Origin of the sequence: Bacillus cereus group sp. Bc061 (assembly GCF_027715825.1) — a bacterium.
In the GTDB taxonomy this organism is placed as follows: Bacteria; Bacillota; Bacilli; order Bacillales; family Bacillaceae_G; genus Bacillus_A; species Bacillus_A paranthracis.
Window position 1 is genome coordinate 148,122 of the sequence record NZ_JAQFTZ010000007.1, and the last position, 14,004, is coordinate 162,125.

Here is a 14,004-nt window from a genome sequence, read left to right on the forward strand (position 1 = left end):
ATTTGAGATGGATTCCACATTTCCATTTCTAACCCATCCCTTTAATAATAATATATTCCGCTTAACATGAACACTCTTATACATACAATGAAAAAAGTGATGGCTACTTCCCATCACTTTTCACTTACTCTATTTTTTCTCTAACCCTTGTCCAAATGCTTTCAAGAAGCTAAATCCGAATGTGATGGCTCTATTGATATCTGGATCTTTTAACACTTTAAAGAAGTCCATCACTTTTGTTTTTTTACCACTCTTTAATTCATCTGTTGCAAATTGCAATCCAGTGACTAAACTCGATGTGATTTGCTTTGTTACTTCTGGGTCAACTGAGGACAGTGCTTCCCCCGCCCCCATCATGTTGTTAAGTGCATTTTTAACTGGTTCACGATTTAATTGCTCCACAGCGATTTTTGAAACATCTTCCTTAGCAGCAAGTAAACTAATCGCCGCATCTAATATTCCAGCCTTCTGTAACTGCGCTAACAGCTGCATCGTTTCTTCTACTGCTTCACGATTATTAGATAGCTCATTTAGAAGTTCATCTGCTACTTGCTGTTTCTGCTCTTCCTCTGTTACAACTTTCTTTTTAATTAAAGTAATCTCTTTCGCCACTATCTCCGCCCCCTAGTCCACGAGTGATACGTATTGTTTTCTTTGCCATTTTTGCTCGATTTCAACACCATTTTGCGGATTACGCTTTTTATCTCGCGGGTTTGAAGATGGTAACGGACGATTTCCTTTTTCACGTAATACACGCATTTTCACCATCGTTTGTTTGTACGCCGGTGTACACGTATAAAGGTCTGTTGCCGTCCCAGTTAAAATATTGATCGCTTCTTCATTTATCGTTGCATGCATCGGTAAGTATAGCTCTTTCCCCGTTACGCGCTCAGTAATAAGCGCTTGTACTTTAATTTTGCCAAATGGTGATGCTAATTCTACAAGACCACCATCTTTCACATTGCGCTCTATAGCAAGCTCAGGTGAAATTTCAACGAACACTTCAGATACTTTAGATAAAATACCAGCCGACTTATTCGTCATATTCCCTTCATGGAAATGTTCTAGCATACGTCCATTATTTAAAAGTAAATCATACTCATCTGGCGCTACAACTGGTGGTACCCATTCATCTAATGATAAACGAGCTAGTTTATCTGGGAAGTTAAATCCGTCTACATATAATAGCGGTGTATCACTACCATCATGACTACCCCAACATAAACTATTCCATCCTTCTAGACGATCGTACGTTGCTTGAGAGTATAACGGTGCAAGCGATGCGATTTCGTCCATAATTTCACTTGGACTTTCGTAATTCCAATCCCCACCGAGTGCACGAGCAACTTTTTGTAAAATCCACCAATCTGGTTTTGAATCACCTAGTGGTTTTAATACTTCATATAATCTTTGAATACGTCGCTCTGTATTCGTAAACGTTCCTTCTTTTTCTAAGCTTGGTGCCGCTGGTAAAATAACATCAGCAAAACGAGCTGTTTTTGATAAGAACATATCTTGAACAACGAGGAAGTCTAAATTCGCTAAAATATGTTGCACATGGTTCGCATTGGAATCGACTAAAGCCATTTCTTCCCCCATGACATACATACCACGTAGTTTTCCTTCTTCTGCCGCAAGTAACATTGCGATATTATTTAATCCTGGTGCTTTCGGAATCGTTGTGCCGTATGCTTTTTCAAACTTAGCACGAAGCGTATCATCCGATACTGCTTGATAACCTGGAAGCCAGTTTGGTAATGTCGCCATATCACAAGCACCTTGTACGTTATTATGACCTCGTAATGGATATGCGCCTGCACCAGGACGACGATAGTTCCCCGTAACAAGCAGTAAATTGGAAATGGCAGCAGATGTTGTACTTCCTCCTGTATTTTGCGTTACACCCATTCCCCAAAGTATACAAGTTCCATCTGCTTCATATACCATACGAGCCATTTCTTTCAGGTTTTCTTTCGAAATTCCCGTAATTTCTTCTGTATAATCAAGCGTATACTTTTCTAACATTGTGCTATATTCATCAAAGTTCTTCACATTTTCAGCTATGAACTTTTTATCATGCCAATCTTGATCAATAATATATTTCGTAATACCAGCAAGCCATACGTAATCTGTACCTTGACGCGGATGAATAAATAAATCCGCACGCTCTGCCATTTCATGTTTACGAAGATCTGCTACAATCAGTTTTTGCTCGTGTAATTTATGAGCACGTTTTACACGCGTCGCGAGTACAGGATGTCCTTCTGTTGGATTCGCACCAACGATAATGACAAGGCCTGCTTCAGCTATATCTTTCACTGTTCCAGCATCGCCGCCCATACCGACAGTTTTAAATAAACCATCTGTTGCTGGAGATTGGCAATAACGCGAGCAGTTATCTACATTATTTGTTCCATATATTTGACGAGCTAGTTTTTGCATAAGATAATTTTCTTCATTCGTTACTTTCGAAGAAGAAATAAATCCAAATGCATCGCTGCCGTATTCTGATTTAATATGTTGCATGTTAGAAGCAACAACTTCTAACGCTTCTTCCCATGAAGCTTCAACAAACATATCTCCTTGGCGAATTAATGGCTTCGTAATTCGATCTTCACTATTTACAAAGTCCCATCCAAATTTACCTTTTACACATGTGGAAATACCATTAACCGGTGCATCTGAAACAGGTTGCACTTTTAATATATGGCGATCTTTCGTCCATACTTCGAATGAACAACCGACACCACAAAATGTACAAACTGTTTTTGTTTTATTCACTTTCGTCTTACGCATCGCAGCCTCTACTTCTGAAACCGCTAAAATACTACTATATCCAGGCTCTACATCCTTTACAAAATCAATCATCGGATCTAACACATCTGGTTTTAACCCTGTCATGAATCCAGCTTCACCTAACATTGATTTTTCCATTAACGCATTACATGGACATACTGTTACACACTGCCCACAACTTACACAAGATGAGTCATTTATACTTACACCATGATCCCATATAACACGCGGACGATCTAAGCTCCAGTCTATCGATATCGTTTCATTAACCTGTAGGTTTTGACATACTTCTACACACTGTCCACAAGCAATACATTGATTTGGATCATACCGATAAAACGGATGTGACATATCCACTTCACAAGCACTTACTTTCGGCTCATACGGATATTTCTGTTCTTCAATTCCCATCATATGTACTGTATTATGAACCTTACAATTACCGTTATTGTTATCACATACGGTACAATACAATAAATGATTCTCTAATATTCGATCCATCGCCTCAGTCTGCGCCTCTTTCGCACGCTGTGACTGTCTTTCAATATGCATACCATTCTCTATTTGCGTTGAACAAGCACGCATTAACTTCCCATCTACTTCTACAATACACGTATCACAAGTTTGAATTGGATCTACTTCTGGTACATGACAAATTTGAGGATGTTCCAAATTACTCTCGTTAAATAATTGTAGTATCGTCTTTTCACCTGATGCTGAAAATTCTTTACCATCTACGGTTACACGGACTGTCTGTTCTGCCATAGTTTCCCCTCTCCTTACAACCAACTGTACAACACACTTGTGAATCCGTTTTCACAAATGAATTACTGTACATATTTTTGAAACGCCCTGCCTAAATACTTTTCTTATGAAGTCGATTCTAGATGTTTATAAGGTATCACTACGAAAGCTTGAAAATTTCACTATTCTACATTTCTATTATATCGTATATATACAATAATAACCAAAATAATCTGATACCTTCCTTCTAATAGATGTTTTTATTTTTTCAATGTTTTATGATGAATGTGGGAGAAAATACATATAAAAGGGGAATTTCATATGGGACCTACGCAAGAGAGTTATACAATTGTACGCTATCACTCTGGTACATTTTCAAAACAAACTGATGAGATTGTTACAGAATCTCCTATTACTATTAAATTGAATGGTGAAGAATATGTAACAGTCGTATGTACACCAAATTATATTGAAGATATGGTAATTGGTTTTTTAATTTCTGAGGGGATTATTTCTTCCTATAAAGATATTGAAGAACTATGGGTTCAAAAAGATAACGGAATTGTCCATGTAACATCATCAAAAATAAATCCGCTCTATCAAAATTTATATAATAAACGATACATCACTTCCTGCTGCGGAAAAGGTAGACAAGGTTTTATTTTCGCTAACGATGCAGCAAAAGCAAAAGATTTACATGCTATACATGTAAAAATTACTCCTGAAGAATGCTTTTACTTAATGAATACTTTACAACAATCTTCTACTACCTTTCGCCAAACCGGCGGTGTTCACAATACCGCGCTATGTGATCGAAACAATATCCTCCTATCAAGAATGGATATTGGAAGACATAATGCATTAGATAAAATATATGGACATTGTTTACGCAACGATATATCTGTTAAAGGAAAAATCATTGCATTTAGCGGGCGTATTTCATCCGAAATTTTACTCAAAGTTTCAAAAATCGGATGTGAAATTGTTTTATCTAAATCCGCTCCAACAAAACTAGCATTGCAACTCGCTCACGATTTAGGCATTACAGTCGTAGGATTTATTAGAAATGACTCTTGTAATATTTACACGCATCCACATCGAATTGATGGTTATCAATCGAATAACTAAAATAACTCCTCAATCGAGGAGTTATTTTAGTTATAAAAATGTAATATATTAAACACTTGAATAGTTAATAAAGTTAATATATAATTTCATTACATATTAAAAAACAAAACATTGTAGCATATATCTTTTCATTCTTTTACAAATTAAAAGAGACTGCTCACAAAACACATACACAATCTTATAAAAGGTTCACTTTATTTGAAATCGACCAAGGAGGTTACAACGATGGAAATTCGCTTATTAACGACAGAGGACGCAGAAATATATTTAAAAGTTTGTATGGAAGGTTTAACGAAGAACCCGGAAGCTTTTAGCTCTTCTTATGAAGATGTTCTTAAACATGAGGATCCTGTAGCTGCTATGGCAAAACGATTAAGCAATCCGGATAAGTATACTCTAGGTGTCTTCAAAGATAACGATTTAATCGGCATTGCTACTTTAGAAACAAAGCCTTTCATTAAACAAGAACATAAAGCAAAAATCGGTTCCGTTTTTGTTTCCCCTAAAGCACGTGGCCTTGGAGCAGGACGAGCTCTTATTAAAGCAATTATTGAAAATGCCGATAAATTACATGTAGAACAACTTATGCTCGATGTTGTAGTTGGTAACGATGCAGCAAAAAAATTATATGAGTCATTAGGTTTCCAAACTTACGGCGTACAAGAGCGTTCATTAAAACATAACGGTCAATATTGGGACGAAGAACATATGGTTCTATTCTTAAATGATTAATACTTCAATCTAGTTTTCCAAAAGCATCTTTTTATTAAGAAAGATGCTTTTTTCATTACAACAATGTAATCTTCATGTCACCTTTATCGATCGTACCAAACCTTTCCATTCATTATACTAAAAATATAAAGTGAAACTTTACTCAGTGGGGAACTACATCCCACGCTGATCGCATGTACTTGATATGTAGAGGAGAATGTGACATGAAACAAAACAAACGAGCTATGCTTTTAATATTTACTACAGCAATTGTAACTTCTGGATTAGCAATTTTACCTTGGTTTATTATATAAAAATACTCCCCCTAACAACGAAAAAAGCTTATTGCTTCTTAAGAAGCAATAAGCTTTTTTTATATTATAAAATCCCCAAAATTTTATTTACACAACTTATAATAATAACCATAGATACGGCAACGCACATGACAACCGTATTACGATCTTGCTTTTCTTTTTTTGAAATTTCTTCTTTTGGATTCATGTGTATGATCTCCTTTTAAAAAAAGTGTGAGATAGGAAATTTTTCTTATCCGATGCGAGGTGAATACGAAAACCCTCTCTATCTCACATACACAATAGAATGGAATTGTCATTTTATAAATAAAATGACATGACGTTATGTCGCAACATAGGGTATTTTGTGTCGCTACGTTTTCTATTATAAAAAATAGTTGTGCAAAACTAGTGCATTTTTTATGTCAATTACTCTGAGCGAGAAATCACTCTTCCACTCAATCACATAAAAAGAGTTTTTTATCATTTTCATGTAAACTATACAAGTAGAATGAACAGTTTGGGGTGCACAAGATTATGGTGAAAATTTTATTAGTAGACGATGAAGAACGTATGTTACGATTATTAGATCTGTTCTTAAGTCCTCGTGGCTATTTTTGTATGAAAGCTACCTCTGGCCTTGAAGCACTAAAGTTAATAGAACAAAAAGACTTCGATATTGTTTTGTTAGATGTAATGATGCCAAATATGGATGGATGGGATACTTGCTATCAAATCCGTCAAATTTCCAACGTTCCAATCATTATGCTAACAGCTCGTAATCAAAATTACGATATGGTAAAAGGTCTTACGATCGGCGCAGATGACTATATTACAAAACCATTTGATGAGCATGTATTAGTTGCACGAATTGAGGCTATATTACGCCGTACAAAGAAAGATGGATTTGTTAGCTTCAATGGTATTGAGTGGGATAAAACGAAACATACTGTCACAGTGTATGATGAAAAAATCTCACTGACTCCTATCGAATTTTCGTTACTTGGACTATTTTTACAAAATACAAACCGTGCTTATAGCCGAGATGATTTAATCGAAAAAATTTGGGGTTATGAAACAGACATTGAATATAGAACAATCGATTCACATATTCGCAATATCCGTGATAAATTACGTAAAAAAGGATTTCCAGTTGAAAATTACTTAGAAACTGTTTATAAGGTCGGATATAAATGGAAAAGTGAATAATTACTTCGGTCAGTGGAAACTAGTATACCACTGACCCTTTATTATGAATAAGGTATGGTGAGAAAATGAGTAAACTTTCACTTAAAATCGGGACATACTTTTTAATATTAGCTTTATGCATTGAAACAATTGCTTTCGTATCTTTTTACAAAAGTATTTCTAAAATGCGCATTGAAGAGGAAACACTCGCTCTTTTAGAAAAAGGTAATCGCTATAGTAACAAAATTACACAACGCGCAAAGTGGAGTACATTTGCTAAAGAAAAGAAACACGGCGAACGCGCTGAATACAATAAAAATCCTAAGCGTCCTATATACCCAGAATTCGATATCGCTGATGAGGCTGAACACTTAGTTGAATCAGAATCAATTGCTAACTCTGATATAGCTATCATTATAACGGACAATAATGGAAAAATTATTTCCACTTCAGAACCTGTAACAAAAGCAATGCAAAAACAGCTTACATGTAAAACAGAACCTATTCCAGCAAACGGATTGGTTGTCGAAAAGAACTGGAAAAAATCAAAATTCATCACAACTGTAAGCTCACTTAATACAGCAGAGTTTCAAGGAAAGTTATATATGTTACTAAAAACATCTTTCTTAGAAAATATGTTACTTAAACTCATGAACCAATTTCTTATCATTAGTGTTTTGACTGTTATTTTAACGACTATTTCTGTCTTTGTTTTTTCTCGTGTTATTACAGAACCGCTTATAAAAATGAAGAGGGCAACAGAAAAAATGTCAAAATTAAATAAGCCAATTCAATTAGGTATTAAACGGAATGATGAACTTGGAAGCTTAGCAAAAACGATTGAAGATTTGTCCAGTGAACTAACTTATATGAAAAAAGAACGCAATGAATTTCTTGCTAGTGTCGCCCATGAACTATTAACTCCATTGACCTATATGAAAGGTTATGCGAAAGTAGCAAAGAGAGACACTTTAACGAAAGAAGAGCGAGAAGAATACTTGCAAATCATCGAGGATGAAACAGATAGTGTAACTGACCTCGTCCAAGATTTATTTATGCTTGTACAATTAGAACAACACCAGTTTGTTATAAAAAAACAAAAAGTACTTCTTAGACCATTTTTAGAACGAATGGTTGAAAAAACAAAAACAACATTAACAAATAAACAAATGCAACTTCATGTATATTGCAAAGATGATTTAGAAGTTTGCATAGACGAAAGACGTATGGAACAAGTTATGTTAAATTTATTACACAATGCTTATCAACACTCACTAGAAAACACTACTATTACGATACGCGTACTCGCAGAAACAAATTCTTTTACAATAAGTGTACAAGATGAAGGTGAAGGTATTCCTGAAGAAGATATTCCGCATATTTTCGATCGTTTTTATCGTGTTGATAAATCTAGAACGAGAGCTACTGGGGGAAAAGGTATCGGGCTAGCTGTTGCTAAAGAAATTGTGGAATTGCATAACGGTGCCATTCTAGTAACAAGCAAATTAGGGGTAGGAACTACCTTTATAATTGAGCTACCTTTTGAATAATATGTGTGTGAAAACACCAGTAATAGTAAAAACTACTGGTGTTATTTTGTTCATAAAATCAGCTTATATAAGCTAAGCTTTTGAAATTATTCTTATTTCAATATAAAATAAAGATACATTTGTCAAAGATTTGGAGGGTGATATAATTGGATATCCATGTATTAACAAAAGATGAAGCGGAAATTTACTTAGAACTTCGTGTAGAAGGTTTAAAGCAAAACCCTGAAGCTTTCAGCTCTTCTTATGAAGATATTATTAATAAAGAGTGTGCGATTGAATATAAAGCACAAAAATTAGCACAAGATGAAAACTATACGCTAGGCGCATTCAAAGATGGAAAATTAATCGGGGTTGCAACACTGGAAACGAAACCATATGTAAAACAAGAACATAAAGCTAAAATCGGTTCTGTATATGTATCTCCAAAAGCACGCGGACTTGGAGCAGGGAAAGCACTTATTAAAGAATGTCTTGAGCTTGCTAAATCTTTAGAGGTGGAACAAGTTATGCTTGATGTTGTTGTTGGCAACGATGGAGCAAAAAAACTTTATGAATCATTAGGATTTAAAACATTCGGTGTACAAGAACGTTCATTAAAATATAACGGACAATATTGGGACGAAGAGCATATGGTCTTATTCTTAGACGAAAATAAATAATAAAAAACATCCTCTCATGTATGAGGATGTTTTTTTACTTTTTTCTAAACCACGCTGTATTTAATAGTTGAATCGCTTTCGCAATTTCTTCTTCTGATAAGATCGCAAACCCAAGTAAAACGACATTTTCAGGTGCAGTACCGTCTTTATAGTACGTAGAAACAGGATATATTTTAATACTATATTTTGCAGCTTCTTGAATGAGTTCTTCTTCTCGCATTCCATTATGTACTTTTAATAAAATGTGTAATCCCGAATCTTCTCCTATCACTTCAATATGATTAGAGAAATACTTCTCTATTTCAAAAACAAGTCGATCCCTCTTTTTCCGGTAGACGACACGCATTTTATGAATATGTTTTTCCCAATAACCTTCATGTAAAAACTTTCTAATCACTTCTTGATCCATTCTTGAAACACTTTGTGTATAAAATAAATATTCTTTTTGATACTTTTTAATTAAATTCTTCGGTAATACTATATAGCTCATCCGTAATGAGGGCAACAAAGCTTTTGATAACGTCCCCATATAAATAACTTTCCCATCTGTATCTAACCCTTGTAGTGCCGGAATTGGCTTTCCTGAATAACGAAATTCACTATCGTAATCATCTTCAATAATATACCTATCTTCTTCTTTCTTTGCCCATTGTAAAAGCTGCGTCCTTCTCGTAATAGGCATAATCATTCCATATGGAAACTGATGAGAAGGAGTTACAAATACAACATTTGCAGTGCTATTTTCTAAATCTGCCATACAAATGCCGTCCCTATCTAAAGACAACATTTGAACCTTCTTTTCTCCCTGTTCAAAAACGACCATTTTCCTATGGTACCCTGGATTTTCAACAGCGTAATTACTTCCCTTCAACAATTGAAAAAGTAACTTCACTAATATTTGTGTTCCTGCACCTAATACAATTTGACTAGCTGAACAACGTACACCTCTAGATTCATACAAATAGTTCGCAATTTCCTCTCGTAAGCTTAATTCTCCTTGAGGGTGTCCAAGAAAAAGTAAATCATTATTACGCGGCTGCCATACATCATTTATAAGCTTGCGGTACATAGTGAACGGAAAAGTTTTTGTATCAACCCCTGTTTGTGTGAAATCAAATGTATAGTTCTCCTCCCGAAACGATACTTCTTCTACTTTCGCTTCGCTTCCTTCTACATCCATCATTTGTTCAACTTTACATACAAAATAACCTTTTCTTGATATCGACTCAATGTAACCTTCTGCAAGTAATTGCTCGTAAGCCGCTTCTATTGTATTCTTACTCACTTGTAAATAGCTCGCCAGCTTTCTCTTTGCGGGTAATTTTGTAAAAGCGGAAATCGTTCCATCCTTAATCTCTTTTTTTATATACTCATACAATTGCACGTACAATGCCTTTTTACTATTCATATTTAAATTAGGCGTTAATTCTAACATAATATCTGACCCCTTAATAAAACTAAAATCTGATACTTTTTACAGTACCAGAAGTTATATATAATTCCTTTTATCATGTCACACATAAAAAATCAAATACTCGAGAGGAGATGCATGATTATGAACAATAGTAGACGGATTGGACTCATTATGATTATTACAGGAGCTACCTTATGGGGATTATCTGGCCCGATGATTCAGTGGCTATTTCAACATACTAACGTATCATCAATTGATTTTTTAACAATTCGCTTGTTGCTTGCGGGATTATTTATTTTATCTTTTTTACTTATAAAGAAACAAAACATATTTCAAATTTGGAAACACTCTAGACATTCTATACAACTTATTATTTTCTCTATTCTCGGCATGCTCGGTGCGCAATATGCCTTTATCGAAACAGTTCATATTAGTAATGCGGTCACAGCGACATTATTTCAATTTCTAGGTCCTGTTTTTATTACCATTTATGTCGCATTTGGACAAAGAAAATTCCCTGCTTCTATGCAACTACTCGCAATTATTACTGCACTAACGGGAACGTACTTTATTATTACAAACGGTTCAATTGAAAATATTGTTTTATCGAAAGAAGCCATTATTTTTGGCCTATTAACAGCAATTGGATTTGCATTTTATACCCTCCATCCAGCTTCTCTTATTAAAGAATGCGGAACAACCATAGTAATTGGCTGGGGGATGCTAATCGGCGGCATCGCTCTGCTTATTTTTAATCGCTCGTTTGGATGGAGTCAACTTTCACAAACCTTTACACCAAAAACTTTTTCTATGCTTATCCTTATCATTATAAGTGGCACTCTTTCTTTCCTTCTTTATATCGGTAGTCTGAAATATTTAGCAGCAACAGAAACGAGCATTTTATCTAGCATTGAACCACTTGTAGCAGCTATCGTTTCAATCGCTTGGCTAAATGAATCATTTGGAGCGTATCAATTACTAGGCGGCGTATGTATCGTTCTTTCTGTTATTTTCTTAACGATGCCTCAAAAAGAACGAGAACCAACCATTTCAACTGAACAAATATAAAAAATGTCAAAAGAGGTCGTACAAAACTTACGACCTCTTTTTATACTTTAAAGGAATTGTCCCTCTTTCTGGCAAATACAATTACACTAACAGTAAAAATTAGGAGTGTGACACCATGAAAAAAATTGGAACTATGCTACTTTTCTCCTTTCTCATCACTGGATGCTCGCAATTGCAGCCTGATTCAGAAGCACCTAAAAAAGAAGCTATCGCCACGTCATCCACCCAAGTTAATGCACCTTCCTTCTTTCATCTTAGCGTTTTAAAAGATGTAAATTGGGAAGAAACACCCTCCTTCATACAAGAAAAAACACCTTTAAAAGGTATCGAAGAAAAAATCGCACTGGCTGATAGCCCTATTATCGCAAATGAAAAAAATGAAATGATGTGGTACTTTTTAGATCCTGAAATGCCAACTGGAAAACTATCTATTATTGCACTAAAACAAGGATCAGTAACCCCAACACCCGTACTCTTTCAACAAGAAACTTCTAAACCAACTTGGACTACTTCAAATACAATTGATTCTACTACAACCGAACTCCCACTCACTATGTCACTACCTTCATCTGGATTATGGGTATTAAATATATACGTGAATGAAAAATATTATGATCAGTTTGTAATCAATGCAACAGAAAATAAATAAAAGGAAGGAGGCTGTTTCAGCCTCCTTCCTTTTATTTACCCATCTTATATGTAACTAATCGCCTGACTCCCCATTTGCACCCATGCCTTTTCAAAACTTTCTCTCGGTACTTTTACATCTAAACTATCACTTAGAGGATCTCGAATATATACAAATTCTTTATCATATCCAATAAGTACTACACAATGTTCATTATACGTAATAGAAACATCTCCACTATTTGTTTCCCATGTAGTAAATTCATCTTTATCTAATGGCGCAAATGTTGCATTCGTAATCATGACTACCGGTTGTCCTGATTTTACACTCTTATAAAGCTCTTCTATACTCTTCCCTGTTAAGTCCACAGCTTTGTTAGGTAAATACTTTTTCGCTAATTGAAAAAGTGGTCCATGATATACACCATATCCTGATTCAGAAAAGGTATAAATATTTCCTACAAATCCTTCATTCGGATTCCCACGTACACCATCGTTCATAAAATCAACTTTCTTTATTTCGTTTGCTAATTTCATCTTATCCACTGTAATACCTGCGTATTGTAACATCATCGCTAAGCTCGTCACTTCACAGCCTCTATCTAACTCTGGTAACTGCTGAATGAAAGGTACATTTGATAAAATGACCTTTTCATCACGATTAAACTCTACTTGTTTTCCACTTTTCATATTGAAGAATGTTAATTTCTCCACATACTTTGTAATTCCATTTGTATAGATCCCCCATACTGCTATAACGAGTAAAGCCATACCTATATACCACTTAAACTTCCGTATCACTTTCACGCCCTTTTTAGTTCGTTAAATAAGAATAAAACGCGTCCGCATCCGTTCGAATCACTGGTACAAAATTTAGTTCTTTTCCTTTTTCAGGCTGATCCTTTTTTATTTTTTCTGCTAATTCTTGAACGTTCCTATTCGTTTTATCCATATTAAGCTCATCTGCCATTTGTAACACTTTTTGTTCATTAATTTCGCTTAATACTTGATATATATCTTTCCCATACAAATCGATATGATATTCTTTTGCTTCTTCCTGTACTTTTTGTTCGTATACTTCTTGCGCTAACACTTCTATCTCTTTTCCTTTTGGTGAAATACCTAACTTGCCTGCTTCCTCTCTTACTTTCGTTCCATAGATTTCTTCTGCAATGTCCTCTATTTCTTTTCCATTTGTCGAAATACCTAATTTATCCGCTTCATCGTTAATTTTAATCGTATTAATTTGAGTAATCAAATTTACAATTGATGTATTTTCTATTGATATGCCTAGCTTTAACGCTTCTTGCTTCACTTTTGTTTCATAGATTTCTTCTGAAAGAGTTCCAACATCTTTTCCTTCAATCGAAATTCCTAACTGTTCTGCTTCTCTTCCTACTTCCGTCTCATGGATTTCTTTTTCTAGCGTAATTTGTTCTTTCCCTGCCGTTTCAATCCCTAAATTCTCCGCCTTTTCTTCTGTATGCACAGCATGTATCTTTCCATTGTTTAATTGTTCTTTGCTGCGCTGTGTGTAATCTGTCTTTCTTTTTGATGTTTCAGAAGGAGAGGCACCCCCTAATATACTTAAACTCATTACTCCAATAGTGAATACCATCATCATTTTCTTTTTCAAAATTAATTCCTCCCTCTTACACTTTCTTTTCCATCATTCCCTATTCATAATCGAAATAACATTATGATCGATATAATCTACTCAAATACCTTTTTATAATCGCTTCTTTTTATAGGGCGAACTTTTCTGTATATAATACATGTTAAAAATAGTTTCTTAACTTTCCCTTAAAAAAAGACGACCTTGTAAA

Annotated in this window: 13 protein-coding genes; 7 read left to right on the top strand and 6 right to left on the bottom strand. The window is 34.9% G+C overall.

Features of this window, described 5'->3' with window-relative positions; all coding sequences use genetic code 11:
- Positions 1-129 precede the first annotated feature (129 nt).
- The gene (locus PDQ40_RS20815; protein WP_001040528.1) at positions 130-612 is read right to left on the bottom strand and encodes a DUF1641 domain-containing protein; all 483 of its coding nucleotides are present in this window, start codon (positions 610-612) and stop codon (positions 130-132) included.
- Between the two features lie 12 nt (positions 613-624).
- Positions 625-3,561, bottom strand: a complete 2,937-nt coding sequence (gene fdhF, locus PDQ40_RS20820) for a formate dehydrogenase subunit alpha (protein WP_000840656.1) — start codon at positions 3,559-3,561, stop codon at positions 625-627.
- 300 nt (positions 3,562-3,861) lie between these two features.
- Between fdhF and fdhD the strand changes: the two genes are divergently transcribed.
- Both fdhD and PDQ40_RS20830 read left to right on the top strand, forming a co-directional pair.
- Complete coding sequence (fdhD, locus tag PDQ40_RS20825) at positions 3,862-4,668, top strand: formate dehydrogenase accessory sulfurtransferase FdhD (RefSeq protein ID WP_000529211.1); 807 nt, start codon at positions 3,862-3,864, stop codon at positions 4,666-4,668.
- A gap of 225 nt (positions 4,669-4,893) precedes the next feature.
- Positions 4,894-5,400: a GNAT family N-acetyltransferase gene (locus PDQ40_RS20830; RefSeq protein ID WP_000405875.1), complete on the top strand. Its 507-nt coding sequence runs from the start codon at positions 4,894-4,896 to the stop codon at positions 5,398-5,400.
- A gap of 357 nt (positions 5,401-5,757) precedes the next feature.
- On the opposite strand, the gene PDQ40_RS20835 is transcribed toward PDQ40_RS20830, so the two are convergent.
- The gene (locus PDQ40_RS20835) at positions 5,758-5,880 is read right to left on the bottom strand and encodes a hypothetical protein (protein WP_001068392.1); all 123 of its coding nucleotides are present in this window, start codon (positions 5,878-5,880) and stop codon (positions 5,758-5,760) included.
- Positions 5,881-6,209: 329 nt separating this feature from the next.
- Between PDQ40_RS20835 and PDQ40_RS20840 the strand changes: the two genes are divergently transcribed.
- The 3 genes from PDQ40_RS20840 to PDQ40_RS20850 all read left to right on the top strand — a co-directional run bounded on the left by PDQ40_RS20840 (position 6,210) and on the right by PDQ40_RS20850 (position 9,069).
- Complete coding sequence (locus tag PDQ40_RS20840; protein WP_000238954.1) at positions 6,210-6,881, top strand: response regulator transcription factor; 672 nt, start codon at positions 6,210-6,212, stop codon at positions 6,879-6,881.
- Between the two features lie 65 nt (positions 6,882-6,946).
- Positions 6,947-8,410: a sensor histidine kinase gene (locus tag PDQ40_RS20845; protein WP_000041002.1), complete on the top strand. Its 1,464-nt coding sequence runs from the start codon at positions 6,947-6,949 to the stop codon at positions 8,408-8,410.
- 146 nt (positions 8,411-8,556) lie between these two features.
- Complete coding sequence (locus PDQ40_RS20850) at positions 8,557-9,069, top strand: GNAT family N-acetyltransferase (protein WP_000351212.1); 513 nt, start codon at positions 8,557-8,559, stop codon at positions 9,067-9,069.
- Between the two features lie 34 nt (positions 9,070-9,103).
- Here PDQ40_RS20850 and pdxR read toward each other — a convergent pair whose 3' ends face one another.
- Positions 9,104-10,504 (bottom strand): MocR-like pyridoxine biosynthesis transcription factor PdxR, encoded by a 1,401-nt coding sequence (pdxR, locus tag PDQ40_RS20855; RefSeq protein ID WP_000891905.1) that lies wholly within the window; start codon positions 10,502-10,504, stop codon positions 9,104-9,106.
- Between the two features lie 120 nt (positions 10,505-10,624).
- Here pdxR and PDQ40_RS20860 point away from each other — a divergent pair, with 120 nt between their 5' ends.
- A complete protein-coding gene (locus PDQ40_RS20860; protein ID WP_270691615.1) occupies positions 10,625-11,551 on the top strand; it encodes a DMT family transporter in 927 nt (308 codons plus the stop codon).
- Positions 11,552-11,666: 115 nt separating this feature from the next.
- On the top strand, positions 11,667-12,200 hold the full coding sequence (locus tag PDQ40_RS20865; RefSeq protein ID WP_000719663.1) for a DUF4871 domain-containing protein: 534 nt from the start codon (positions 11,667-11,669) through the stop codon (positions 12,198-12,200).
- A 44-nt stretch (positions 12,201-12,244) separates the two neighbouring features.
- Here PDQ40_RS20865 and PDQ40_RS20870 read toward each other — a convergent pair whose 3' ends face one another.
- On the bottom strand, positions 12,245-12,979 hold the full coding sequence (locus tag PDQ40_RS20870) for a C39 family peptidase (RefSeq protein WP_002163756.1): 735 nt from the start codon (positions 12,977-12,979) through the stop codon (positions 12,245-12,247).
- Positions 12,980-12,992: 13 nt separating this feature from the next.
- Positions 12,993-13,814 (bottom strand): transporter, encoded by an 822-nt coding sequence (locus PDQ40_RS20875; RefSeq protein ID WP_214328573.1) that lies wholly within the window; start codon positions 13,812-13,814, stop codon positions 12,993-12,995.
- Positions 13,815-14,004: the final 190 nt, after the last annotated feature.